Below are 23,899 nucleotides of genomic sequence, written 5' to 3'. Positions count from 1 at the left end.
TTATGGGGGTGAAGTGTCATGACTGACGGATTCTTCTACTCGTACCACCTGGGCTGGAACCGCCCCGACGCGGAGTCGCTGATCGGTGACCTGGAGGCGGCGGGCGTGCGGCCGGCCCATCCGGTGACCCGGCGCATCACGCTCCTCAGTCCAGGGGCCGAACCCCCGGGTACCCAGTCCTGGGTGACGCGGGAGCAGCTGGTGCTCCTGGCCGGGCTGCAGCGGCTGGACCAGGTCGACTTCCTGCTCTGGGTGAGCAGCGGGGCCGAGATCCCGACGCGGGTCCGGCGCACGGAGGACGGGACGGTCGCGCTGCAGTTCGGCCTCGGCGCGCTGAGCCGCGACGAGCAGGAGACGGTCGTCCGGGCGGTCCGGGAGGCGATAGGCAGGGCCTCGGTGCTCTGTATCGGCTTCGTGCTCGACCGGGAGGGTGCGTCGGCGGCGACGGACTGGCGGGGCTTCATCGTGAAGGGTGCGGTGTACTTCGACTGCTGGCCCGACACATTGGCGGTTCGGGAGGAAGTGGCTTCCATGCAGCCGCAGTTGTCCGGGGTGAGCTCCTTCGAGCAGTCGCCGTGGGTCGTGTACGGCAGCGAAGTTCCGAGCAGGTAGCTGCTGCGATGGGGGCGGGTTCCGTCTGACGACGAGTTCTGTCCGACTGTGGATTCCGTCCGACGGCGGCTCCGTCGGCCTGAGTGATGCCTGTCAGGCCGCGGGGCGGGGAAGGTCGAGGGAACGGCTCTCTTCGACGACCTGGTAGCCGGCGCCCGTGTACAGGTTCATCGCCACCTCGTTGCCGCCCCACACGGTGAACATCAGCACCGAGTCGCCTCCGGCGAGCGTTGCCTGCTCGCCGGCCGCCATGGCGGCCCTGCCGTACCCGTTGCCGCGATGCTTCTCGTGTATGTGCAGCGAGTAGCCGTAGGTGGCGCCCGGGAGGTGCCCGTGCTTCAACCAGCCGGTGCCGATCGGCTCGCCCGCCACTTCCAGCACGAGGAAGGTGTTGTCAGGCGTCGCCAGGCCCTCGGGGATCAGCTTCGCGAAGTCGTCGTCGGACTTGCGAGCGGCATCCTTCGGGCTGAGGGCTCCCGCCCGGACGATGTCGTCGACGTAGGCGGCCTTCTCCGAGGTGACCCACCCGGGATATTCGGCCGCTGTCATCGGCCGCGCGGTGACGCCGCCGACCGGCTCCGGCGGGGAGCCGACGTGCCGCGCCCTGAGCTGGCCACGGACGCCGTAGGCGTCGAACAGCTCGCCGGCGGGCTCGGTGAGCCGTACGTCCACCCTGCGCGCGCCGCGCTCGGCGCACCATCCCTCGGCCCAGGCGCGGGCGGCCTGCTCGTGCCCCCGGCCGGCGTGCGGCGGGTCGACGCGGAGGTCGCCGATACGGCCGGCGCGCCCGTTGTCGTCGTCGGTCACGACCACGGCGACGTACCCCACCCGGGTTCCGGCATCCGTGATCCCGGCGACGGTCCAGCTGCCGAGGTCGCGGCGTACGCCTTCGAGCACGCGCTCCACCGCGGCAGCCCCGAGTCCGGCCGCCGTGTACGAGGCGGCCGACCGCAGCTCGAAGTCCCTCTGCCATTGCGTGTGTTCACCGAGGACGCTGAATTCAGTCACCCGATCACAGTAAGGGCTGTCATGGACCCGCGTGGGTGATCGCGGTCTCGATACGCTCCCGCTGCCCGGGTGGTCAGGACACTCCCGCGGAGGTGCCGGACGGACCTCAGACCCACCCACGCATCGCCAGGAAGCCGAGGACGAGCCCCACCGCGAACACCCCCAGCACCCCCGCGAACACCGCCGGCATCACCACCGGCCCCCACGCCCCGCGCCCGGCCACCGTGGCACGCTTCCCCGGTGCCGACGGGTCGTACGAGACACGGACCGGTGCGCCGACCTCGAAGCCGAACGGGCCGGGGGCATGGTCGGTGAACTCGATGTCGCGGCCGTCGCGGGTGCGGAACGCGAAGACGTACTCGGTGGCGTAGCTGCGCTCCATGCCCGGCCCCCGGTCCACCGTGCGCCGGTCCGCGCACCGGCCCTCGGCGTGTTCGCCGTGCCGGACCAGGTGCAGCACGCGGTTCAGACGCAGCGCGGAGCGCACGGCGAAGGCGCCGAGGAAGAGGCCGAACAGCAGCAGGAAGGTCGCTGTCCCGCCGGGCAGAATCTGCATGTACGCACGCTCCGAAACGACTGCTCGACAACTGCACAACTCGACAAGGCGTCGACGACGGCCCGGCAGCCGCCCGGCAACGCACCGACGCGTCGCCGACCGCCCGCCGGCCGGCGACGCTACTTCACCGTGATCGACCCGACGAACGAGTCCAGGTCGTCCTTGCTCAGCGAGCCCTTCACCGCATTGATCCGGACGGCGAACGGCACGTCCTTCGAGTCGACCCCCGCCACCACCACGCCCGTCATCCGGGTGCCCTGCTCCGGCGTCCGCTCCTTGCCGGTCGAGGTGAACTCGTAGTCGATCCGACGCGCCTCCCGCGCACTCTCCTCGCCCTTGAGCCGCACGTCGGCGGTGCCCTTGCGGGTCGTGCCGAGCCCGATGCCGGCGCCCGCCGCCGCAGCCGCCTCGTCCGCGTCGTCGACACCCGTGGCGAAGGCGAGCTGCACCGAGACCATGCCCGTGCGCAGCCCCGACTCCTCCTTGAGCGCGACGGCGGCGTTGCCCTTGCTCCGGTCGGCCGCCGACTGCTCCTTGTAGCCCTTTTCCTCGGGGTAGCCGACGGACAGGCTCTTCGTGTCGAGGGTGCCCCAGCCGTCCGGGACGGCCGCCGCGTCACTGCCGCCGCAGCCGGTGAGCAGGGTCAGGCCGATGGCGGCGGCTGCGGCCGCGCCGGCTGCCCGGGACCTCTTGGTCGTCATCGTCGTCATCGTCTGCCGCCTCTTCGTCATGCGTGTCCGGGCCTACTTCGCGCAGTAGCTGTACGGGAGGAACGAGCGGGCGTCGCCCTTCGGAGCCCCGAGGAACTGTGCGTCGGTCAGTGTCTCCTTCTTGTGCTCGTCCGAGATGGAGAAGCCGAGGCTCATGCCCAGCGAGACCTCGAAGCCGAATTCCTGGGCGTCCGTCTCACCGTGGTACTGCATGCTGCTCGACAGACCGTCCTGGAACATCATCTGGTCGAAGGGGTCGCCGCCGGTGGGCTTCTTCTCCAGTGAGTGGTCGCCAAACATGTACTCGAACGGGGCGGTGTTGTTGCCGGACCCGTCCAGCCACTGCTCGGCGACGGCCCGCTTGTCCTCGGTGGCCTTGTCCGTGTCCTTGCCGAAGACGACCGAGTTCGTCTTGACCTCGATGCCGGTCTCGCCGGAGGAGTCGGTGCCGCTGACCTTGCCGCCGCGCTTGTCCTTGCCCTTCTCGCCGTTGTCCTTGCCCGCCTCGCCCTTGTCGGACGTCGAGCCGGTCTCGACGGTCTGGGTCATGTCGATCCGGACGATCTTGCCGGTCTTCTGGTCGCGGGTGACGGTGACGGCCCCGGTCCGGCTGTCCTTCGCACCGGCGGTGCCGCCGAGCGGTCCCGCCGTGCCGCCGACCTTCCCCTCGATCTCCAGCTTGGCGGTGTAGGTGTACGACTCGTTGCCGTTGACGTCGTCCTTGGTGACGGTCACGTCGGGGGAGAACTTGGCCTTGCCGCCGAGCTTGGCACCGAGCTTGGCCTCGTCACCCGCGCTGATGGACAGGCCGCCGTCCGCGTACACGTTGAGGCCGACGGTCGAGTAGGAGATCTTCTTGTCACCGATCTGCTTCTCGACGTCCTCCTTCTTGTCGGCCCACTTCGTGGCCGAGTACCAGCCGCCGCCGTAGCCGCCGCTGTACTTGGTCGAGGTCTCCCACATCTTCATTTCCTCGATGTCGTCCCGCATCTTCTTGGCGTCGTCCTCGCTCTTGAAGACCCAGGTGTCACCGTTGGTGATCTTGACGCCGCCGCCGACGTCCACATCCGCCTTGCCGAGCTTGCCGAGCTTCACGCCGGGGGTGGAGGCGTTCACTCCGACCGAGGCGGCGTCGGTGAACGTCATGTAGACCAGCTTGTCGTTCCCGTCGACCTTGCCGTCCTCGTTCACGTCCGTGTTGGCCTGGCTGACCTTCTGCTGGAAGCCGTACTCGTTGCCCCACTCGAACCAGCCGATCTTCACCTTGTCGCCGACCGTGTCGGAGACGCTGGAGATCTGGCAGAGCTTGGGCTCGTAGTCGGCGTCCGTCTTCGGCTTCGCGGTCGGGTCCCCGCCCTTGGCACAGCCGGCGCTGCCGCCGCCGAGGGAGCTGATCGCGCACCGGACCCGGTCCCCGATGCTGCCGCCGACCCCCGCCATGGCCATGCCGCCGACCATCGTCACGACGAGGATGATCACCCCGAGGTACTCCATGGCGGTGGCACCGCTGTCGCGCCAGGAGTACGAGCCACCGGCCGGGGAGGAGGGCTGCGTACCGTCGTCCTCCATCAGCCGGTCGACGGCCAGCCCCACGGCCGAGCCGGTCACCAGCGCGACGACGGGCATCAGCATGCCCTCGGCGCCCACGACCTGCCACGACACCGCGTACCCGTAGCCGAGCGCCACCACCGGCACGCCGAGCGAGGCCAGCAGGTACAGCGGGCGGGACACACGCTGCTCGTCCGGCAGGACACGCGCCGCGGCCAGCACCGTGACCACGGTGGTGATGATGGCGGGCACATGCACCAGGGCGAGGCGCCAGGTGAAGACCTCCAGCCGTTCGTCGGTGGCCAGCGTCTCGATGAGCCCGCGCGAGATCAGATACCCGGCGACGAGGTAGACGACGGCGCCGGCGGCCCAGCTACGGGTCAGCGGGAGGAACCAACCGCCGCCGCCCCCGGCGGATCTCCCACCGCTGCCTGCTCCGCCGGGACCGCGCCCGGGGATATGTGGCCCGTGCCCCCGCTTCCCCAGCCGCTGCCACCACTCACGGTTCTCCCTCTCCGAAGCTCGCTCACCTGCCTGCCCCGCGCTGTCTGACCCCGGGTACGGCGTGAGCGTACGGCTGGAGACGCTGCCTGACCTGGGCCCTTGGCCCCAATGCCGGGCCCAAGTGGGACACCGGACACCGGTCCCGGCGCCGGCTCCAGCTGCTTCCGGCGTTCGGTCAGGTTGGGTCCGGGGGCCCAAGACGCCCGGATGCCTTGGTGGTTAACGTCGTTGTATGTCACGGGTGGGGGAATTGCGTCGTCGAGTTCGTCGGTGGTCACGGAGGTCCGTGCCGCGGACGGATGTGCGGTTGCTGGGGTTGCGGGGCCGGGGCGGCGTCGTGGTCCTGGTGGGCGGCGTGACCGGGGTCAGGGTGCGCTGGAGTATCTGGGTCTGGTCCTGGTGGTGGTGGCGGTCGTCGGGGCGTTGGTCGCGACGGGGATCGGTGCGGATCTGTCGGAGAAGATCGGTGTGCAGGTCTGCCGTATCTCCGGTGGCGGGAACTGTGGCGGTGACAGCAACGCCGGGGCGCAGGACGGTTCGAACAGTCCGGGCAACGGTGATCCGGCGTCGGACAAGAACGCCGACGGTTCACCGAAGTCTCCGGCGCAGGTGGAGTACGACAAGGCGCTGAAGGACCTTCAGGACGCGCAGAAGGACGAGAAGTCCAACGGGGACAAGGCGATCGAGGCCGCGAAGGAACTCGCGAAGATCCTCGCCGACGAGCTGGGCATCACCGACGCGCTGGACTGCATCACCAAGGGCGACATGGGCGCCTGCACCGAAACCCTGATCAACATCCTGCTCAGCCTCATCGGCGGCGCGGTCGGGAAACTCGGCGCGAAGTACGGGGCGCCCTGGAAGTGGAAGAAGGCCTACAAACTCATCCAGGCCCTCAAGAAACACGGCACCGACCTCTACGACGGCCTCAAGGGACTCCTCAAGAGCCGCAAGAAGGTCAAGGAAGCCGAAGAGGCCCTGGAGAAGGCCGACAAGAAAGTCGACGGCGAGAAGAAGGACCCGCCGAAGAAGGACAAACCCGAAAAGCCGAACTGCCCGGTCAAGCACAGCTTCCTGCCCGGTACCCAGGTCTTGTTCGCCGACGGACGTACGGTCTCCATCGAGGCCGTCCGGGTCGGTGACCTGGTTGAGGCCACCGACCCGGACAGCGGCCTGACCCAGGCGCGGCGCGTCGACCAGGCCATCACCACGTACGACGATAAGGACTTCACCCGGCTGGTCTTCCGCACCCGCGGCGGCCCCGCGGTGATCACCGCGACGGACACCCACCCCTTCTGGGTGAGCGGCGAGCGACGCTGGGCCGACGCGGGCGACATCACCCCCGGCATGAAGCTCCGGACCCCCGACGGCTCCGTACTCGCCGTCGCCGCCGTCTCCCGCTACACCCAGCGCCGGACCACCCACGACCTCACCGTCAACGGCATCCACACCTACTACGTGGTCGCCGGCGGTACGTCGGTACTCGTCCACAACGACGACCCCTGCGAGATGGTGTCCAAGCCGAACGCCCTGTCGCAGAAGACCGGATACACGGTCAAGCAGATCAAGGAGGCCATCCACAAGGTGAAGGCCCAGGGTGGCTGGCGCGGCAACGGCGCCAACCGGAATCCGGACATGCTCATCGACCCGAAGACCGGCGAGGTCTACCCGCAGATGCCCGACGGCTCCCCCGGTGACAGCATCGGTAACATCTTCGATCATCTTCCGGAGGAACCGTGAGCGAACCGTCCATCGACAGCAGCGCGGACCGCTGGGTCCTCCGCGGTCTGAGATCCGTACCGGTGCTGGCCGTCTCCGGCGCAACGGACGGCTCACGACTCGACCTCACCCTGGACGGTGGGACCCTGCTCACGGTCGTCGGACCCGTGCGGATCACGCACGGCCCGGCCACCGCTCCCGAGCCGGTTGTCCTGCCGGCCGAGGAGGTCGGTGTGCTGAAGGGCGCGACGGTGCTGTCCGCCGTCGCCTTCAGGAGTGGTTCGTTGCGTCTGGTGTTCAGTACCGGCCATCACCTGACCGTCCGCGGTGCCGATCCCGGTGTACGGGCCGAGCTGTGCCGGCCGGGGGAGTTCACCTGGGTGTCGCAGCAGGGGGTCGGTCGGCTGACGGAACCCGGTATCGATTCCGCGTAACGGCAAGGCGGTGACGACGACCGGCCGAGTGGCAGCGGGAGGTGCGGACATGAGTGGCTGGTGGCAGGCCGAGCAGGCACTGCGTGACCGCCCTGTCCGTGATGTCCTCGTCCCGGGCCGGCTCGACCGGGACGACGAACTGCCGGAGTTCCGGCCGCAGCCGCTCGCCGTCTGGCTGCGGCTGGACGAGGGGCTGCTGAGGTTCGAGTCGGTGGGCCCGTACGACCGGCTGGACGCCGCGGTGGTCCGGAGCGTCGGCTGGGAGGACATCGGCCTGCTCGCGGAGGCCGAGGACGAGGTGATCGTCGCCTCGTACGGGGAGCAGCTCTTCGGTGACGGCCGCGACGAACTGCGCTGCACGCAGTTGCGCGTCCACCGCTCGCCGGGCACCGACGACACCGTGTGCAGCTGCCTCGCCCTCGACTTCGAGGGTGGGCAGACCCTGTTCCTCGATCCGGCCTGGACGTTCGGGATCAGGATCGGCAACGGGTCGGACGAGCAGCACTGGCTGAAGCTGAACGGCGGCGGGCGCACCCGCACCGTGGAACTCGGCGCCGTATGAGGGGCCGTGGGCTCCAGCCCCCGGTCAGGGCAGCTTCGCGGCCTGGGCGGTGACCAGCTCGGCCGGGAGTTCCGGAGTCTTCGTGTCGAGGAAGTTGGCCACGTAGAAGGTGACGACGGTCGAACCCGTCCGCACCAGCTGGAAGACCAGCGGCACCTTGTCGCCCTCGATGCTCCCGGTCACCTGGTAGGCGATGCTCTCTTGGCCCGCCCTGGGCAGGTTCAGCTGCTTCACCTCGGTGTACGAGGAGGGGCCGTCCTCGCTCGACGTACGGAATCCGCCGGCGCAGGCCTGGATCGCGTCCCGCACACCGCGCATGAGCTGCTGCGCGGAGTCCTCGGGGTGTGAGGTGAGGATCTCGGTGACGACGGTCTGGCTGTCCTTGCCCTCTTCGGACTTGTCCATGACGGTACGGAAGACGGTGGCGGCCGGGGCGGGCTCGGGCGCGCCGTTGATCACGGCGACCAGGGGCGGCAGGCCTCGTTCTCGGACTTCTCGGTGCCCGTCTCGTCCCCGCCCTGCATCGGCGTGACTTCGTAGTGCGCCACCTCGCCGGTGGTGAGGGCGGCCTTGGCCAGTTCGGCCTTGCTGAGGACCTTGCCGCTGCTGGAGGGCGTGGCGGAGGGTGCCGGTGCGGCGGAGTCACTGGCGGCGGGGTCCGAGGTGGCCCCGGTGCTCGGCTTCGCGGACGTGCCGGCCGCCTTGCCGTCCTTCTCCGGCTTGTCGTCGGAAGGCCCGCAGGCGACGGCCGCAAGGCAGAGCACTGCTGTGGTGGCCGCCATGGCTGCCGTACGTGCCTTCATTTCTCACCGCTCCTGACCGGCGAACCGCTGACGCGGACGCTCATGCATACGGACTCTGCACGCTAACAACCCGGGCGGCGCGAATGCGTGGGCCCACGGGCCCAACTCACGGCGGGCCGGAGCCGAGCAGCGTCCACGCCCCGTAGGCCGCCGAGGCAGCGGCGAGTACCGCGAGGATCCCCGCCGTACGGGCGGTGGAGCGTAGCCGCAGCAGTGCGACGGCGGGCGGCAGCAGGAGCGGGAACGCGGGCATCACCAGCCGGGCCGGGAGCCGAAGTACCCGGAGCCGATCAGCGAGATGACGACGACGGCGATGCCGTAGACGAGTACGGGAAGCGGCTGGCGCTGCCGTACGCACAGGTACACCAGCCATCCGAGGCCGGCCAGGGCCGCGCACAGCCCGAGCGCACCGGGCAGCGGGAGGCCGAGGATGAACGAGGCGAGGGCCGCGCCTCCGTCGATGCTGTTGCCCCACTGCGCCTGGACGTCGAAGTAGGCGAACGGGCTGCCTTCGCGCACCGCGACGAAGACCACGTACGCGAGCCATCCCAGCGGCGCGAGGACCACCCCGAGCAGCATCCGGCCGTTGCGGCGGACGATGCCGTCGGTGTCACCTGCCCGGTACTCGCGTACGAGGGTGGCGGCGGCGGTGATCGCGAGGGCGGCGATGAGCGCGGCGGCGGACGGGCGGGTCAGCCCGGCGAGTACGCACAGGGCGCCGGCCACGATCCAGCGCCGGGTCAGCACCGCGTACAGCGACCAGGCGGCGAGTGCGGTGAACAGGGTCTCGGTGTACGCCATCGACTGGACGAACGCCGTCGGGTACACCCCCCACAGCGCGGCCAGCACCACCCCGGCCCGGCGCCCGTACAGCCGCGCGCCGACGGCGAAGATCCCCCAGGCGGCGAGCAGGCCCGCCACCCAGGCGACCAGCAGCCCGGCGCCCGAGAGGCCGAGCGGGGTCACCTCCGCGACGCCGCGCTCCAGCGCGGGCAGCAGCGGGAAGAAGGCCAGGTCGGAGTGGATGCCGCCATCCGCCAGGGTGATGACGGTGTACCCATAGCCGTGCTCGGCGACCCGCTGGTACCAGACCGAGTCCCAGCGCTCGCTGAGCAGATGCAGGGCGTCCTTCCTCGCGGCGGAGGCGGCCACCCAGAAGACGACAAGCCCGACGATCCGCACGGCCGCGTAGGCACCGAGCGCCGGCGCGGCCGCGGCAAGGGCGGCGGCGACGCGTCCACCGGCCGGCCTGCGGTCCGACGGCTGCGGGGCCGGCCGGGAGGGGGTGGCGTGTGGCGAAGGATCTGCGGACATACGCCCGATTATCTCCGTGCCGGGCGCACCGGCGGCGGCAGCCCCGTCGGGGGCTTCGGAGCGAGTCGGCTCATCCCGCGGGGCGGACCCGCGCGAACTTCGCGGCCATGACAGGACCGAGCTCCTTCACGATGTCGTGCCCCGGCCTTCCGGGGAACGGCAGATACTCCAGGAACGAGGTCACGACGACCCCGTCGATCTCGCCGATCCCCCGTGCGCTCTGCTCCTCCAGGAACTCCAGCGTGCTGCGCCAGTCCGGCGCCTCGGCATCGGCGCCCAGATAGGACCGCACGGTCTCCTGCGTGACGTCCCAGAAGAACACGTGCGGCAGCACCGCGTCCTCGTTGAACACATGTGCTGCGTAGAGGTCCTGGTACCCGGGGACACGCGCCACCAGGTCGTTCACCAGTTGCACTCCCGCATCCCGGTTCACCGGCCGCCGCCCGGGCCGGATCCGCGTCGAAGGCCGAGAGCGGCCGCCGCCGCAAGGGTTCGCTCCATGAAGGCTCCGTTCCGTAAGAGGGTCTGAGCTCTGCCCCTGCCCGGTCCACTACTGTCCGGCGAGACCCGCACGGAGCCCGGAGTCCTCGGTCCCGCCGGCGATCCAGCTCAGGACGAGCTGCCTCGTCGGCCTGGCCCGCGCCGCCGCGGGGAACGCCTCCCGGAACGCCCGGAGAAGAAGACCGGGCCTGGCCGCGGCGTACATGCTCTCGTCCCGTGCGTGGATCAGCACATCGGAGACGGGCAGGCCCGTGCCGTTCAGGCGGATCAGCTCGTCCGCGTCGTCATCGAAGCGGGACCGCGGCTCGACCTCGATCCCGTAGGCCTCGTGATAGTCGGCACAGAATCTCCGGCAGGCGTACGCGGGCGATCTCCGGAGCCACCACTGCGCCTCGGGGAAGCGGAGGAAGGACTCGTCCCTCAGCACACTCCGCACCCGCGAGTCGGCTGCTTCGATCTGCGCCGCGAGACCTCGTGTGCGGTCGTCCCCCGCCGCCTTCGACTCGGCAAGGAACTCGGCGATCCGGCTCCGCAGTGTCAGATCGTTGTTGTAGTCCTCGACGTCCCAGGGGAAACCGGCAAGGCAGTCATCGGCGAAGTCCTGCCAGCGCCTCAGCGCTTCGTCCGGGCCGATCGGCTTTGTCACACGGTCCTCATCAGCCGGTGGTGTCCGTGCTGTCCGCACCGACGCCGACCACTCTTCGCCGGTCCTTCCCGCTTCTTCCCGCTTCTTCCGCCGCAGCGGAGCATCCGCTCGGTGCACCCTCCGTGTCAGGCGCTCGGGGTCTTCCCGTAGTAGGGCCTGACGGTCCTGCCCAGCTTCCGCTGGACCGACCGCAGCAGGCGGATGGTCGGTTCGTCGGCAAGTCCGGTGGTCGTCGGCCACTCGACGCCCGTACCCGCGAGGTCGCTGACGAAGACGATCTCCGTGGCCAGCAGCACGCGCGCCCAGTCCGCCGGTGAGAGCGGGGTGTCGTCGCCGAGCGCGTCGCGCAGCAGGTCGGTCCGGTCGACGAGATCCTGGGCGTCCGTGAACCCGATGCCGACGGCGAGCTGATCACTGCACCGGGCCGGGCCGCCCCATTCGAGGAGCGCCCGCCGCAGCAGCCGCGTCTCGTCCTCGGTGAGCAGCTCGCTCGCCGCCGCTTCGCTTCCCGGCATCAGTTCAGCTCTTCCCAGTACTTGTCGAGTTTGGCCGGGTCCCGCCGGAACACGGTTCCGCCGTCCGGACTCATCGGGTCGTGGATCACGATAGTCGTGCCGTCCTTGCCCAGGTACGCCTTCCGCCCGCTGCCCAGGTCCTTGGTCCGCGACGGGTTCTGCATGACGTCCTTGGTGAGGTCGCCCAGCTCCTTCTTCGACAGCCCCGGGAAGTCGCCGGCGTGCTTGCCGTCCGCGTGACCGTTGGCGATGTCCTCGGCGTCCTCGATCCGCTCCTCGTCGGTGCACCAGGAGTTGTTGTGCACCAGGACGGGGACGCCGCCGGCCAGCACGTAGTAGGTGTGGATGCCGTTGACGGTGAGGTCGTGGGTGGTCCGGTGCTGGGTGTAGCGGGAGACGGCGGCGACGGCGAGTACGGAGCCGTCGGGGGTCCGGAGCTTCATGCCGGGGGTGATGTCGCCCGCGTCGGTCCAGCGGCGCTGGCCGGTGATCCAGAACGGGTGGGTGTCGGTCGCGGTGATCACCGCGGGTCCGGCGGCCGTGCGGAAGGTCAGGCGGGTGAAGTCCTTGTCGTCCTTGGTCGTGATCGGCCGTTCGACGCGGCGTGCCTGGGTCAGGCCGCTGTCCGGGTCGGTGGCCTCGACCCGGTCGCCGGCCCGGACCGTCTCGATGGAGACCGTACGACCGTCGGCCAGGAGGACCCGGGTGCCGGGCGGGAAGCTGTGCTTGACCTTGCAGTTCGGATTCTCGTCGGGTTTGTCGTCCTTCTTCGGCGGGTCCTTCTTCTCGCCGTCGACTTTCTTGCCGGCCTTCTCCAGGGCCTCTTCGGCTTCCTTGACCTTCTTGCGGCTCTTGAGGAGTCCCTTGAGGCCGTCGTAGAGGTCGGTGCCGTGTTTCTTGAGGGCCTGGATGAGTTTGTAGGCCTTTTTCCACTTCCAGGGCGCCCCGTACTTCGCCCCGAGTTTCCCGACCGCGCCGCCGATGAGGCTGAGCAGGATGTTGATCAGGGTTTCGGTGCAGGCGCCCATGTCGCCCTTGGTGATGCAGTCCAGCGCGTCGGTGATGCCCAGCTCGTCGGCGAGGATCTTCGCGAGTTCCTTCGCGGCCTCGATCGCCTTGTCCCCGTTGGACTTCTCGTCCTTCTGCGCGTCCTGAAGGTCCTTCAGCGCCTTGTCGTACTCCACCTGCGCCGGAGACTTCGGTGAACCGTCGGCGTTCTTGTCCGACGCCGGATCACCGTTGCCCGGACTGTTCGAACCGTCCTGCGCCCCGGCGTTGCTGTCACCGCCACAGTTCCCGCCACCGGAGATACGGCAGACCTGCACACCGATCTTCTCCGACAGATCCGCACCGATCCCCGTCGCGACCAACGCCCCGACGACCGCCACCACCACCAGGACCAGACCCAGATACTCCAGCGCACCCTGACCCCGGTCACGCCGCCCACCCGGACCACGACGCCGCCCCGGCCCCGCAACCCCAGCAACCGCACATCCGTCCGCGGCACGGACCTCCGTGACCACCGACGAACTCGACGACGCAATTCCCCCACCCGTGACATGTTTTCGACACTAGGCGCCGGGCGCGCCGGTGTCTTGGGCCCTGGGTCCCATCTCCGCGCTCAGCGGCGGTGGTTCAGCCCTGCGCCCCGTCGCTCTGCGCGATCGCCACCTGGACTCCCGGCCGCAGTCCCCACTTCGCCATCGCGCCGGCCTCCGACTCGATCACGTGCCGGGCCCGCAGCCGGGGCAGGCCCAGTCGTCCCGGCTTCATCGTGTGGACCGCGACGACGTTGAACTTGCGGTCCAGATAGGCCACATCGATCGTGAACCGCATGCGGAAGGAGTGCACACTCCCGCACGGCGTGATCATCAGCGCGCCGTCGATGCCGTCCTGCCCGAGCAGCCCACGGCTGCGGTGGCGGTACGAGGCCGCGATCCGCAGCGGTATCTCCGTCTGCCGTTCCCCCCTCGGTCCGTGATGGTGAGTGTCCCTGTGCCATTGCGCCATCGAGCCATGGCCATGACGGTAGCGCCACGTGACAGGCGCTGGGCCCGTAACCGTCCGCAGTGGGCCCCAGGGCCCATGACCGGTGTGCACCGGACGCCTATGGTCGGTGACGTGTACGCCATGCTGATAGCCGTCGCCGCCCTCTGGGGTGCTGCGACCGGACTGCTGGTCCCGCGCGCCGCCTACCGGTTCTCCGTCGAGCCCGAGGACGCATGGCGGGTCGCCTGCCCCGCCGGCCACGCCCTCACCGGGCCCTTGCGCGGCTGGGCCGGCTCGACGCGCTGTGCGACCTGCGCAGAGGCGGGCGCGGCCGTCGCCGTGCACACGGCAGCCGGATCGGGAGCGGCTCAGCCGGACACGGATGCCGGTGCGGACTCACCTTCGGAAGCCGGTACGGACTCGGCTCCGGGTGCCGGCACGGACGCTGATACGGGTACGGATGCTTCGGGCGCGACCCCGCGCGGCGGCAGCCCGCGCTACGCCCCCTCCCTCCTCGTCACCGTCGCCTCCACCCTCGGCTGCGCCGCGGTCGCCGCGACCACCGGGGCCCGCCCCGAGCTCGCCGTGTGGCTGCTGCTCGCCCCCGTCGCCGTACTCCTCGCGGCCATCGACCGCCGCGTCCACCGGCTGCCCGACGAGCTGACGCTGCCCGCCGCCGGAGCGGCCGCCGTACTTCTCGGCATCGCCGCACTGCTGCCGGAACACGGCGGCTCCTGGCTGTCCGCCCTGCTCGGCGGAGCCGCTCTCGGCGCCTTCTACTTCCTGCTCTTCCTCATCAACCCGAACGGAATGGGCTTCGGCGACGTCAAGCTCGCCGTCTCGCTCGGCGTGGCGCTCGGCTGGTACGGCTGGGCCGTCGTGTTCGCCGGCGGCTTCGCGGGCTTCCTGTTCGGCGCGGCGTACGGCCTCGGGCTGATGCTCATGCGGCGCGCCGGGCGCAAGACGGGCATCCCGTTCGGACCGTTCATGATCGCCGGCGCGCTGCTCGGCATCCTCTTCGGCGGCCTGGCCGCCTGACCCGGGGCGGGCCCGCAGCGGTCCTCGGGCACGACAGCGTGCCCGGTCGGCCGCCGTCTCCCGTGTCCGCGAGCAGTCGGGCGGCCACTCCTTATTACGGTCGCGGCCGACGGTGTCCTGCTGCGACCATTCCCGTATGGCCGGAACACCCGAAGACAAGCCCGAAGACAAGCCCGAAGACAAGCCCGAAGACAAGCCCGAAGACGAGCAGGCGGCACAGGCGGCGGAGCGCGCCCGGTTCGACGCCCTGGTCACCGAGGCGGACACCGTCTCCGTGGCCGGCTGGGACTTCTCCTGGCTGGAGGGCCGGGCCACCGAGGAGCGGCCTTCCTGGGGCTACGCCCGTGCCATGGGGGAGCGGCTGGGCAGGGCGAGCGCCGCGCTCGACATCCAGACCGGCGGTGGTGAGGTCCTCGCCGCCGCGCCGAAGCTACCGCCGCTGACCGTCGCCACCGAGTCCTGGCCGCCGAACATCGCCCGCGCCACCGCCCTGCTGCACCCCCTCGGGGCAGCCGTGGTCGCGGATGCGGACGAGCCGCCCCTGCCGTTCGGCGACGCGGCCTTCGACCTCGTCGTCAGCCGGCATCCCGTGACCACCTGGTGGGACGAGATCGCCCGGGTACTGACACCTGGCGGCACGTACTTCTCGCAACAGGTCGGCCCGGCCAGCGTCTTCGAACTCGTCGAGTACTTCCTCGGCCCGCAGCCGCCCGAGGTGCGTGGCGGCCGCGACCCGGAGCAGGCGCGCGCCGCGGCCGAGGCGGCCGGTCTCGAAGTCGTCGACCTGCGACTGGAGCGGCTGCGCACCGAGTTCCTCGACATCGGCGCCGTCGTCTACTTCCTGCGGAAGGTGATCTGGATGGTGCCCGGCTTCACCGTCGAGCAGTACCGGCCGCAACTCGCCGCGCTGCACCACCGGATCGAGACCGAGGGGCCGTTCCTCGCACACACCACCCGCTTTCTGATCGAGGCCCGCAAACCGGCCCGCCCGGTCTGAGGCCCCGGGCCCTTCCCGTGCCGGAAGAGTGGCACTCTGGTCGCTGAGCGCACGGGGAAGGAGCAGGGCCATGAGGGTCGGCAGCGACGAGGAAGCCACGCGCAGCCCGCGGCAGGGGAACTCCGAGTGGCTCAGGGGCGCACGGATCGTCGGCGTCCTCGGCATCTTCTACCGCCCCGAAGGGCGGATGGGGGAGCCGGAAGCCGTCGAATTCCTGCTGGCCGACAGCCAGTCGGTGCTTCTGACCTGCGCCTCCGACGGCACCCTGCACGTCGGTGCCGGCACCTGGCCGCACCTGCCCGACTGGTGCGTGCCGGCCGCGCAGTGGGAGTTCACCGCGATGGCGAACCTGCCGCAGCCGCCCGAGGGCGGCTGGACGGTGCTCAGCACGCAGGAGCGCAGGGACGACCGGGGCGAGGTGCACGAGGCCGTCATCCGCTGCGAGGGCGGCCGCTTCGTGGTCATCGGCGGCGACACCGTGGGAATCCGGTTCACCCGTGGCCACCGGGGCGCGGCGTCGGCGACCTGACGCGTCGGTGCCCGGGACCGGAATGTGCACATCCTGTGCACGTCCTGCGGGCGTGTCGGCGTCAAGGCCGCGCCGCGCGGCGTCCGTGCAGCTCCAGGCCCTGCGGAGCCCCGGATTCCGTGCCCGCAACGGAGTCCCGCACATTCGGAGAGTAATTATTTGGTGGCGTGGCACGCGGCATCACTTACGAAGGGTTATGGTGGAAACCCCCCCTCGGGCCGGTCCGTAACCCCCCCCACGGACCGGCCCGTTTTTTTCTGCCCCGGTGCGGGCGGGGGCGTCACGCACCCACGGACGCGAGGCCCGTCAGGCCCGTCCGGCCCAGATGTTGGTCCCGGCGGTGTCCACGGCGAAGGTGTCGATCTCCTTCAGTTCCGCTGCGGACAGCGCCGGAGCCGCCAGCGCCGCGACGTTCTCCTCCAGCTGCTTCACGCTCGACGCGCCGATCAGAGCCGATGTCATGCGGCTGTCGCGCAGCACCCAGTTGAGTGCCAGCTGGGCCAGCGACTGGCCGCGGCCCCGCGCGATGTCGTTCAGCCCGTTCAGCCGGCGGACCACCTCGTCCGAGAGCAGCTCCGGGTTGAGGGACTTGCCCTGCGTGGCGCGCGAACCCTCCGGAATGCCCTTCAGGTACTTGCCGGTCAGCAGTCCCTGCGCGAGCGGCACGAAGGAGATGCAGCCCATACCGGCCGCCTCCAGGGTGTCCAGCAGGCCGTCGTCCTCGGTCCAGCGGTTGATCATCGAGTAGGACGGCTGGTGGATCAGGGCCGGCACGCCCATCTCCCGGAGCAGCCGGGCCGCCTCCCTGGTCTGCTCCGAGTTGTACGAGGACACCCCGACGTACAGCGCCTTGCCCTGTCGCACGGCGGAGGCCAGGGCCCCCATCGTCTCCTCCAGCGGAGTGTCCGGGTCGAAGCGGTGCGAGTAGAAGATGTCGACGTAATCGAGGCCCATCCGCTTCAGCGAGGCGTCGAGCGACGACAGCAGGTACTTGCGCGAGCCCCACTCCCCGTAAGGACCCGGATGCATGTCGTACCCGGCCTTGGTGGAGATGATCAGCTCGTCGCGGTACGGGGCGAAGTCCTGGGCGAAGAGCTTCCCGAAGTTGAGCTCGGCGGAGCCGGGCGGCGGGCCGTAGTTGTTGGCCAGGTCGAAGTGGGTCACTCCGAGGTCGAAGGCGCGGCGCAGGATCGCCCGCTGCGAGCCGAGCGCGCGGTCGTCGCCGAAGTTGTGCCAGAGGCCGAGCGAGACGGCGGGGAGCTTGAGGCCGCTGCGGCCGCTGCGCCGGTACTCCATGGAGTCGTAGCGCGACCCGGCGGCCAGATAGGAAGAAGAGGAATCAGTCACGTTTCTCTCCCTATCACGGACTTGTGACAGGGCGGGTTGGGCCGGTGCGGCGCCTGCGCAGTAATGTGGCCGCTTCGGGACTGCCACGGCACGGCGGGGCGATCGCCCCCTCTCAGTGCGGCGAGCCCCAGGGGGACGGCCCCGGGCATGGCGGCGGGCGGGCCCGCATGGAACCGAGAGGTGGACTCAGTGAACTTGCGCGACCTGGTGTACGGGCTCTACGCACGCCGGGTGGAGGCCCGCCTCGATCACGCCCAGGTGCCCAAGCACATCGGCGTCATCCTCGACGGCAACCGGCGCTGGGCGAAGGCGTCCGGTGGCACTGCCGCGGAGGGGCACCAGGCCGGTGCGGACAAGATCCAGGAGCTCCTCGGCTGGTGCAGCGAGACCGATGTCGAGGTCGTCACCCTCTGGCTGCTCTCCACCGACAACTTCGACCGTCCCGACTCCGAGCTCACCCCGCTCCTCGGCATCATCGAGAACACCGTCCGCGGCCTGGCCGCGGACGGGCGCTGGCGGGTCCACCACGTCGGCACGCTCGACCTGCTGCCCGCGCACACCCAGACCGTCCTCAAGGAGGCCGAGCAGGCCACCGCCGGCATCGACGGAATACTGGTCAACGTCGCCGTCGGCTACGGAGGCCGCCAGGAGATCGCGGACGCCGTCCGCTCACTGCTGCTCGACCACTCCTCCAAGGGCACGTCCTTCGAGGACCTCGCGGAGATCGTCTCCACCGACCTGATCTCCGAGCACCTCTACACCCGGGGCCAGCCCGATCCGGACCTGGTGATCCGGACCAGCGGGGAACAGCGGCTCTCGGGCTTCATGCTCTGGCAGAGCGCGCACTCCGAGTACTACTTCTGCGAGGTCTTCTGGCCCGCCTTCCGCCGGGTCGACTTCCTGCGGGCCCTGCGTGACTACGCGGCCCGCCACCGCCGCTACGGCGGCTGAGCACCACAAGGCCGTCCAAGCCCGTCCGGCGTTCGCGGACGGAGCCGTTCGGGTGATGTGCCGGAACCCACCGGCCAGGGGCGTCGCCCCCCACCGCACCGGTTCCGTCCCCGAACGCCGGACTTGCTTGAGGGGCTCGGGCGGCATGGCTTCGCGTGTTCGAGGGAATACCCCTGACAGGTCGATGTCCGGTCAGGAACCAGGCGGACGTCGTCACCAAGTGAGCGGCATGGAGTCCGCTCGCCCGGGAGGCCCTTTGCACACGAAGGACCGTACATACAGTGCGGCTGACGTCGAGGGCCGGCGCTCGGCCCGCGCAAGGTGGCCGCAGCCCGGTCCGTCCTCTCCCTTTGGGATGCTCCGCGACGTCGTCGCACCCCAACCTCGTCCGAGGGGGTACGTCCTTCCGTGGTGACCAGCACAAAGCGCCGCATGCCCGACAGGCGCACCTATGTTCTCGACACCAGCGTCCTGCTGGCCGATCCGAACGCCATGTCCCGCTTCGACGAGCACGAAGTCGTGCTCCCGATCGTCGTGGTCACGGAACTGGAGGCCAAACGGCACCACCCGGAGCTCGGGTACTTCGCCCGGCAGGCCCTGCGCCTGCTGGACGACTTCCGGGTCCGGTACGGCCGCCTGGATGCCCCGATCCCCCTCGGGGACCTGGGCGGGACGCTGCGCGTCGAACTCAACCATTCCGATCCCGGCGTCCTTCCCGCCGGCTACCGGTTGGGGGACAACGACTCACGGATTCTCGCGGTTGCGCGCAATCTCCAGGCCGAGGGGTACGACGTCACGGTCGTCTCCAAGGACCTGCCGCTGCGCATCAAGGCATCATCGGTCGGCCTCCTCGCCGAGGAGTACCGCGCCGAACTCGCCGCCAGCGACTCGGGCTGGACGGGGATGTCCGAACTTCCCCTCTCCGCAGAACAGGTGGACCTCCTCTTCGAGGAGGAGACGCTGTTCGTCCCCGAGGTGGCCGAACTGCCCGTGCACACCGGACTGGTCCTCCAGTCCGAGCGCGGCAAGGCGCTCGGCCGGGTGACGCCGGAAGGCAATGTGCGGCTCGTCCGCGGCGACCGGGAGGCCTTCGGCATCCACGGCCGCAGCGCGGAGCAGCGCATCGCCCTGGATCTGCTCCTGGACCAGGACATCGGCATCGTGTCGCTCGGCGGCCGGGCCGGCACCGGTAAATCCGCACTGGCGCTCTGCGCCGGTCTGGAAGCCGTCCTGGAGCGCGGGCAGCACAAGAAGGTGATGGTCTTCCGTCCGCTGTACGCGGTCGGCGGCCAGGACCTCGGCTATCTCCCCGGCTCCGAGGCCGAGAAGATGGGCCCCTGGGCACAGGCCGTCTTCGACACGCTCTCGGCGGTCGCCGGGCGCGAGGTCATCGAGGAGGTCCTGGGACGCGGCATGCTGGAGGTCCTGCCGCTCACCCACATCCGGGGCCGGTCGCTCCACGACGCCTTCGTGATCGTCGACGAGGCCCAGTCGCTCGAACGGAACGTCCTGCTGACCGTGTTGTCCCGAATCGGGGCGAATTCGCGCGTGGTGCTCACCCATGACGTGGCCCAGCGGGACAACCTCCGGGTCGGCCGGTACGACGGAGTGGTCGCCGTGGTCGAGAAGCTGAAGGGCCATCCGCTCTTCGCGCACGTCACCCTCACCCGGTCCGAACGCTCGCGCATCGCCGCACTGGTGACCGAAATGCTGGAGGAAGGCCAGATCTGATAGGGGATAGACCAGTTGATGCCGCCCGGCGAGCCAAGGAGCTTAGCCGGGCGGCATCGCGTTGCGGCGCCTTTTCCATAATTCATGTGCGCCAAACGGGGTGTGAGCTTTCACACGCAACAGAGAATTGCTTCCCGGCGTCCCGTTCGGGCAGAGTCTTGCTTCCGTCAGGCCCCGCATACGGCACATCCGCACCTCCAAAGGTGCAGCGCACCACACAACTCAACAGCCGCCGTCCGTATGCCGCCCGCGAGCACCACGTGGCGCTCCCTCCGGGGAGTCGCCCACCGGGCCCGTGTCTCCCGTGACCCAAGCAGTAGGGAGGCCAGCGTTCAGGGGCACGATTGCGCCCGCGAGGTCACCTAAGCGGGCGATGCTGGAAGGACACCGTGTGAGCCGGATCTCGGTCCGGGGGTTCGCCGTGGCATCAGCCACTGCCGTAACCACCGTAGGCGCCGTCGTTGGCGTTGCATCGGGCAGCACCCCTGCTGTCGACGACAACAACTTCGAGGCGACCGCAGCCGACACCACGCTGCTCGCCGACATTCCCGCGGGCCAGCAGGCCCAGGTGCAGACAGCATCGCTGACGCAGCAGGCCGACGCCCAGGCGTCCGCCGCGGACGCGACGGCGAAGAAGTCCGCGGAGGAATCAGCCCGCGTCCAGGCCGCCAAGGACGCCAAGTCCAAGAAGCAGGCGGCCGAGGACAGGCTGGAGAAGGAGCGCCAGGAGAAGCAGGACCGCGCCGAGCGCGCCAGCCGTTCCGAGGTTCGCAGCACCGCCTCCTTCGCCACCCAGAGCTCGTACACCGTGGCCGAGGTCCAGGCGATGGCCCGTCAGATGATTCCTGGCGACCAGTTCCAGTGCTTCAGCAACATCGTGAACCACGAGTCGAGCTGGAACTACCGGGCGAGCAACGCGTCCTCCGGTGCCTACGGCCTCGTCCAGGCGCTGCCCGGCTCGAAGATGGCGTCCGCCGGCGCCGACTGGCAGACCAACCCGGCCACGCAGATCAAGTGGGGCCTGAACTACATGGACAGCCGCTACGGCAGCCCGTGCGGTGCCTGGTCCTTCTGGCAGGCCAACAGCTGGTACTAGAACATCCGAGGCCCCGGCCTCAACCTCGTGCAGCCCCGCACCGTCCTACGGTGCGGGGCTGCACGCGTGTACGGTCGTGCGGAGCCGTTCCCGGGGGGAGCGGTGGGGAGAGTGGACGGGGGTAGAGGAAGCGTTATGTCGAAACTGCCGGGATGGCTCGGACAACTGGGTGCTGAACTGACCAGGATGGGTGAGCGCCTGGAAGAACGCCGCGCCGAGGCGGCAGCCGAGGACGACAAGGCCGCGCACGAAGGATCCGCGCCGGGTCACGGACACGGCGCGGCGGAGGCCGACCACGTACCCCCGCCGCCCACGTACGCCCCGTCCGTCGCCGCGCGCCCCGATCCGGTCGCCGCGATCCCCTGGGGGATGCGCGTCGCCGCCGAAGCCGGCTGGCGGCTGCTCGTACTCGCCGGCACCCTCTGGGTGCTCATGCGGGTCATCAGCGCGGTGCAACTGGTGGTGCTGGCCTTCGTCGCCGCGCTGCTCGTCACCGCGATGCTGCAGCCCACCGTCGCCCGGCTGAGGCGCCACGGCCTGCCGCGCGGACTGGCCACCGCCGTCACGGCGATCCTCGGATTCGTGATCATGGGCCTGGTCGGCTGGTTCGTGGTGTGGCAGGTGATGGACAACATCGACACCCTCTCCGACAAGGTGCGCACGGGTATCGAGGACCTGAAGAACTGGCTGCTGGACAGCCCGTTCCACGTCACCGACAAGCAGATCAACGACATAGCGAAGAACCTCAGCGACACCGTCGGCACCAACACCGAGGCGATCACCTCCGCCGGGCTGCAGGGCGTCACCGTGATGGTGGAGATCCTCACCGGGATGCTGCTGGCGATGTTCTCCACGCTGTTCCTGCTGTACGACGGCAAGCGCATCTGGCACTGGGTGCTCAAGCTCGTGCCCGCCCAGGCCCGGCCGGGCGTCGCCGGCGCCGGTCCGCGCGCCTGGCGGACCCTGACCGCCTACGTGCGCGGCACGGTCATAGTCGCGATGATCGACGCGATCTTCATCGGCCTCGGCCTCTACTTCCTGAACGTGCCGATGGCCGTACCGCTGGCCGTCTTCATCTTCCTCTTCGCCTTCATCCCGCTCGTCGGAGCGGTGGTCTCCGGGGCGCTGGCCGTGGTCGTCGCCCTGGTCACCGACGGGGTGTTCACCGCGCTGATGGTGCTGGTGGTCGTCCTGGCGGTGCAGCAGATCGAGGGCCACATCCTGCAGCCGTTCATCCTGGGCCGCGCGGTGCGCGTGCACCCGCTGGCCGTGGTGCTCTCGGTCGCCGCGGGCGGCATGATCGCGGGCATCGGAGGTGCGGTCGTCGCGGTGCCGCTGGTCGCGGTGACCAACACGGTGGTCGGCTACCTGCGCACGTACGGGCAGGAGCAGTCCCGGCGCCACTCGCCGCCACCGCACGGCTCGACCTCGCTCGACGCGGCGCCGACCCCGGCACCGAACCCGGCACCCGGATCGCCGCCGCGGGAGACCGGCGACGGCATCGTCGCCGAGCCGGTACCGGAGGCGCCGAAGGCACTCTGAACGCGCGGACGGCCCGCAACGCATGAAGAAGGGCCCCGAGGACGGTCGGTCGTCCTCGGGGCCCTTCTCGTATCAGGGGTACTGCGGGTGCTACTCGGCGAGGACGGCCTCGGCGTCGAGGGTCACACCGACCGCCTGGATCACCGAGGCGATCTTGACGGCTTCCTGAATGGTCTCACGGTCCACGCCGGCCTTGCGCAGCACCTGCTCGTGGGAGTCCAGGCACTGGCCGCAGCCGTTGATCGCGGAGACGGCGAGCGACCACAGCTCGAAGTCGACCTTCTCCACGCCCGGCTTGCCGATCACGTTCATCCGCAGACCGGCCCGGAGGTTGCCGTACTCGGGGTCCGACAGCAGGTGGCGGGTCCGGTAGAAGACGTTGTTCATCGCCATGACGGCGGCGGCCGACTTCGCGGCGGTGTACGCCTCCGCGGAGAGGTTGGCCTTCGCCTCCGGCTCCAGCTCACGCAGCACCTTCGGCGAGCGCGAGGCGATCGCGCAGGCCAGGACGGTGCCCCAGAGCTGCTGCTGGGGGAGCTCGCTGTTGCCGATGACCGAACCGAGGTTCAGCTTCAGGTCCTTGGCGAAGTCCGGAACGGCGGCCTTCAGTTCGTCGAGTGCCATGTCGGTATCAGCTCACTCGCCCGAGAGGAGCGCGACCGGGTCCAGGGTGGTCTCGCCCTTGGTCCAGTTGCAGGGGCACAGCTCGTCGGTCTGCAGGGCGTCGAGGACCCGCAGGACCTCCTTGGGGTTACGGCCCACGGAACCGGCGGTCACCATGGTGAACTGGATCTCGTTGTTCTGGTCGACGATGAAGACGGCGCGCTGCGCGAAGCCGTCCTCGCCCTCGATGCCGAGGTCCCGCATCAGCTCGTGCTTGGAGTCGGCCAGCATCGGGAACGGCAGGTCGGTCAGGTCCGGGTGGTCCTTGCGCCAGGCGTGGTGCACGAACTCGGAGTCACCGGAGAAGCCGAGGACCTGGGCGTCACGGTCGGCGAACTCCTCGTTCAGCTTGCCGAAGGCGGCGATCTCGGTGGGGCACACGAAGGTGAAGTCCTTGGGCCATGCGAACACGACTTTCCACTGACCCTCGTAGGTCTTGTGGTTGATCTGCTCGAACTCCTTACCGCTCTCCAGCGAGACACAAGCGGTCAGGTCGAACTCGGGGAACTTGTCACCGACAGTGAGCACGCGCTCTCCTTGCAGCTTAGGAATTCCCTTTTTGGGGGAGTTCCTGAGGGTTGGACGGC

At 69.7% G+C, this 23,899-nt stretch carries 25 protein-coding genes and 1 pseudogene; 11 read left to right on the top strand and 15 right to left on the bottom strand.

Translation table 11 applies throughout. From position 1 onward, the window contains the following. Positions 1 to 18: 18 nt before the first annotated feature. Entirely contained in the window at positions 19 to 612 is a 594-nt protein-coding gene (locus LNW71_RS10100; protein WP_250967937.1) for a hypothetical protein, read from the top strand. 93 nt (positions 613 to 705) lie between these two features. Here LNW71_RS10100 and LNW71_RS10095 read toward each other — a convergent pair whose 3' ends face one another. From LNW71_RS10095 to LNW71_RS10080, 4 genes are all read right to left on the bottom strand, one after another. Beyond that, positions 706 to 1,620, bottom strand: a complete 915-nt coding sequence (locus LNW71_RS10095; protein ID WP_250967936.1) for a GNAT family N-acetyltransferase — start codon at positions 1,618 to 1,620, stop codon at positions 706 to 708. Between the two features lie 106 nt (positions 1,621 to 1,726). Further along, positions 1,727 to 2,176, bottom strand: coding sequence for a DUF3592 domain-containing protein (locus tag LNW71_RS10090; protein WP_250967935.1), 450 nt, complete (start codon positions 2,174 to 2,176; stop codon positions 1,727 to 1,729). A 119-nt stretch (positions 2,177 to 2,295) separates the two neighbouring features. Then, entirely contained in the window at positions 2,296 to 2,877 is a 582-nt protein-coding gene (locus LNW71_RS10085) for a hypothetical protein (protein WP_250967934.1), read from the bottom strand. A 42-nt stretch (positions 2,878 to 2,919) separates the two neighbouring features. After that, entirely contained in the window at positions 2,920 to 4,686 is a 1,767-nt protein-coding gene (locus LNW71_RS10080) for a hypothetical protein (RefSeq protein ID WP_374119379.1), read from the bottom strand. A 654-nt stretch (positions 4,687 to 5,340) separates the two neighbouring features. On the opposite strand from LNW71_RS10080, the gene LNW71_RS10075 reads away from it, so the two are divergent. From LNW71_RS10075 to LNW71_RS10065, 3 genes are read left to right on the top strand one after another with little or no spacing between them, the layout of a single operon-like run. Then, on the top strand, positions 5,341 to 6,675 hold the full coding sequence (locus LNW71_RS10075; protein ID WP_250967933.1) for a Hint domain-containing protein: 1,335 nt from the start codon (positions 5,341 to 5,343) through the stop codon (positions 6,673 to 6,675). Beyond that, complete coding sequence (locus LNW71_RS10070; protein WP_250967932.1) at positions 6,672 to 7,088, top strand: DUF6188 family protein; 417 nt, start codon at positions 6,672 to 6,674, stop codon at positions 7,086 to 7,088. Before LNW71_RS10075 ends, LNW71_RS10070 begins: the two co-directional genes overlap by 4 nt. A 49-nt stretch (positions 7,089 to 7,137) precedes the next feature. Further along, on the top strand, positions 7,138 to 7,650 hold the full coding sequence (locus LNW71_RS10065) for a hypothetical protein (RefSeq protein WP_250967931.1): 513 nt from the start codon (positions 7,138 to 7,140) through the stop codon (positions 7,648 to 7,650). Between the two features lie 24 nt (positions 7,651 to 7,674). Here the strand turns inward: LNW71_RS10065 and LNW71_RS10060 are convergent, their stop codons facing one another. The 8 genes and pseudogenes from LNW71_RS10060 to LNW71_RS10025 form a co-directional block, all read right to left on the bottom strand. After that, complete coding sequence (locus LNW71_RS10060; RefSeq protein ID WP_250967930.1) at positions 7,675 to 8,109, bottom strand: hypothetical protein; 435 nt, start codon at positions 8,107 to 8,109, stop codon at positions 7,675 to 7,677. Further along, complete coding sequence (locus LNW71_RS10055) at positions 8,106 to 8,453, bottom strand: hypothetical protein (protein ID WP_250967929.1); 348 nt, start codon at positions 8,451 to 8,453, stop codon at positions 8,106 to 8,108. The genes LNW71_RS10060 and LNW71_RS10055 overlap by 4 nt, the downstream gene beginning before the upstream one ends. 106 nt (positions 8,454 to 8,559) lie before the next feature. Beyond that, positions 8,560 to 9,767, bottom strand: a pseudogene (locus LNW71_RS10050) (hypothetical protein). Positions 9,768 to 9,837: 70 nt separating this feature from the next. Then, complete coding sequence (locus LNW71_RS10045) at positions 9,838 to 10,182, bottom strand: hypothetical protein (RefSeq protein WP_250967928.1); 345 nt, start codon at positions 10,180 to 10,182, stop codon at positions 9,838 to 9,840. 135 nt (positions 10,183 to 10,317) lie between these two features. After that, positions 10,318 to 10,914, bottom strand: coding sequence for a hypothetical protein (locus LNW71_RS10040; protein ID WP_250967927.1), 597 nt, complete (start codon positions 10,912 to 10,914; stop codon positions 10,318 to 10,320). Between the two features lie 125 nt (positions 10,915 to 11,039). Further along, entirely contained in the window at positions 11,040 to 11,429 is a 390-nt protein-coding gene (locus LNW71_RS10035; protein WP_250967926.1) for a hypothetical protein, read from the bottom strand. Further along, positions 11,429 to 12,820, bottom strand: a complete 1,392-nt coding sequence (locus LNW71_RS10030; RefSeq protein WP_250967925.1) for a Hint domain-containing protein — start codon at positions 12,818 to 12,820, stop codon at positions 11,429 to 11,431. Before LNW71_RS10030 ends, LNW71_RS10035 begins: the two co-directional genes overlap by 1 nt. A 244-nt stretch (positions 12,821 to 13,064) precedes the next feature. Continuing rightward, positions 13,065 to 13,439, bottom strand: coding sequence for a DUF192 domain-containing protein (locus LNW71_RS10025; RefSeq protein ID WP_250967924.1), 375 nt, complete (start codon positions 13,437 to 13,439; stop codon positions 13,065 to 13,067). 111 nt (positions 13,440 to 13,550) lie between these two features. Here LNW71_RS10025 and LNW71_RS10020 point away from each other — a divergent pair, with 111 nt between their 5' ends. The 3 genes from LNW71_RS10020 to LNW71_RS10010 all read left to right on the top strand — a co-directional run bounded on the left by LNW71_RS10020 (position 13,551) and on the right by LNW71_RS10010 (position 15,982). After that, positions 13,551 to 14,456 (top strand): prepilin peptidase, encoded by a 906-nt coding sequence (locus LNW71_RS10020; RefSeq protein WP_250967923.1) that lies wholly within the window; start codon positions 13,551 to 13,553, stop codon positions 14,454 to 14,456. A 136-nt stretch (positions 14,457 to 14,592) separates the two neighbouring features. Continuing rightward, a complete protein-coding gene (locus tag LNW71_RS10015; protein WP_250967922.1) occupies positions 14,593 to 15,453 on the top strand; it encodes a class I SAM-dependent methyltransferase in 861 nt (286 codons plus the stop codon). Positions 15,454 to 15,523: 70 nt separating this feature from the next. Then, a complete protein-coding gene (locus LNW71_RS10010) occupies positions 15,524 to 15,982 on the top strand; it encodes a hypothetical protein (protein ID WP_250967921.1) in 459 nt (152 codons plus the stop codon). Positions 15,983 to 16,288: 306 nt separating this feature from the next. Here the strand turns inward: LNW71_RS10010 and mgrA are convergent, their stop codons facing one another. Then, entirely contained in the window at positions 16,289 to 17,329 is a 1,041-nt protein-coding gene (mgrA, locus tag LNW71_RS10005; RefSeq protein WP_308294470.1) for an L-glyceraldehyde 3-phosphate reductase, read from the bottom strand. A 189-nt stretch (positions 17,330 to 17,518) separates the two neighbouring features. Between mgrA and LNW71_RS10000 the strand changes: the two genes are divergently transcribed. The 4 genes from LNW71_RS10000 (at position 17,519) to LNW71_RS09985 (ending at position 22,649) form a co-directional block, all read left to right on the top strand. After that, positions 17,519 to 18,280 (top strand): isoprenyl transferase, encoded by a 762-nt coding sequence (locus LNW71_RS10000; protein ID WP_250967920.1) that lies wholly within the window; start codon positions 17,519 to 17,521, stop codon positions 18,278 to 18,280. A 408-nt stretch (positions 18,281 to 18,688) separates the two neighbouring features. Beyond that, positions 18,689 to 20,011 (top strand): PhoH family protein, encoded by a 1,323-nt coding sequence (locus LNW71_RS09995; RefSeq protein WP_308294469.1) that lies wholly within the window; start codon positions 18,689 to 18,691, stop codon positions 20,009 to 20,011. A gap of 391 nt (positions 20,012 to 20,402) precedes the next feature. Next, positions 20,403 to 21,107, top strand: coding sequence for a transglycosylase SLT domain-containing protein (locus tag LNW71_RS09990; protein WP_250967918.1), 705 nt, complete (start codon positions 20,403 to 20,405; stop codon positions 21,105 to 21,107). A gap of 135 nt (positions 21,108 to 21,242) precedes the next feature. After that, the gene (locus tag LNW71_RS09985; protein ID WP_250967917.1) at positions 21,243 to 22,649 is read left to right on the top strand and encodes an AI-2E family transporter; all 1,407 of its coding nucleotides are present in this window, start codon (positions 21,243 to 21,245) and stop codon (positions 22,647 to 22,649) included. A 90-nt stretch (positions 22,650 to 22,739) separates the two neighbouring features. On the opposite strand, the gene LNW71_RS09980 is transcribed toward LNW71_RS09985, so the two are convergent. Continuing rightward, complete coding sequence (locus LNW71_RS09980; protein WP_250967916.1) at positions 22,740 to 23,273, bottom strand: alkyl hydroperoxide reductase; 534 nt, start codon at positions 23,271 to 23,273, stop codon at positions 22,740 to 22,742. 12 nt (positions 23,274 to 23,285) lie between these two features. Continuing rightward, positions 23,286 to 23,840: a peroxiredoxin gene (locus tag LNW71_RS09975; protein WP_250967915.1), complete on the bottom strand. Its 555-nt coding sequence runs from the start codon at positions 23,838 to 23,840 to the stop codon at positions 23,286 to 23,288. Positions 23,841 to 23,899: the final 59 nt, after the last annotated feature.

This window comes from Streptomyces sp. RKAG290 (assembly GCF_023701695.1).
In the GTDB taxonomy this organism is placed as follows: Bacteria; Actinomycetota; Actinomycetes; order Streptomycetales; family Streptomycetaceae; genus Streptomyces.
The sequence above is the reverse complement of the archived record's forward strand: the minus strand, read 5'-3'. Positions and strand labels throughout refer to the sequence as shown.

Bases quoted from the DNA above. Each gene is read 5' to 3' on its own strand.
- LNW71_RS10100 (WP_250967937.1), top strand. From the start codon at position 19: ATGACTGACGGATTCTTCTACTCGTACCACCTGGGCTGGAACCGCCCC.
- LNW71_RS10090 (WP_250967935.1), bottom strand. From the start codon at position 2,176: ATGCAGATTCTGCCCGGCGGGACAGCGACCTTCCTGCTGCTGTTCGGC.
- LNW71_RS10085 (WP_250967934.1), bottom strand. From the start codon at position 2,877: ATGACGACCAAGAGGTCCCGGGCAGCCGGCGCGGCCGCAGCCGCCGCC.
- LNW71_RS10065 (WP_250967931.1), top strand. From the start codon at position 7,138: ATGAGTGGCTGGTGGCAGGCCGAGCAGGCACTGCGTGACCGCCCTGTC.
- LNW71_RS10055 (WP_250967929.1), bottom strand. From the start codon at position 8,453: ATGAAGGCACGTACGGCAGCCATGGCGGCCACCACAGCAGTGCTCTGC.
- LNW71_RS10035 (WP_250967926.1), bottom strand. From the start codon at position 11,429: ATGCCGGGAAGCGAAGCGGCGGCGAGCGAGCTGCTCACCGAGGACGAG.
- LNW71_RS10025 (WP_250967924.1), bottom strand. From the start codon at position 13,439: ATGGCGCAATGGCACAGGGACACTCACCATCACGGACCGAGGGGGGAA.
- LNW71_RS10015 (WP_250967922.1), top strand. From the start codon at position 14,593: ATGGCCGGAACACCCGAAGACAAGCCCGAAGACAAGCCCGAAGACAAG.
- LNW71_RS10010 (WP_250967921.1), top strand. From the start codon at position 15,524: ATGAGGGTCGGCAGCGACGAGGAAGCCACGCGCAGCCCGCGGCAGGGG.
- LNW71_RS09985 (WP_250967917.1), top strand. From the start codon at position 21,243: ATGTCGAAACTGCCGGGATGGCTCGGACAACTGGGTGCTGAACTGACC.
- LNW71_RS09980 (WP_250967916.1), bottom strand. From the start codon at position 23,273: ATGGCACTCGACGAACTGAAGGCCGCCGTTCCGGACTTCGCCAAGGAC.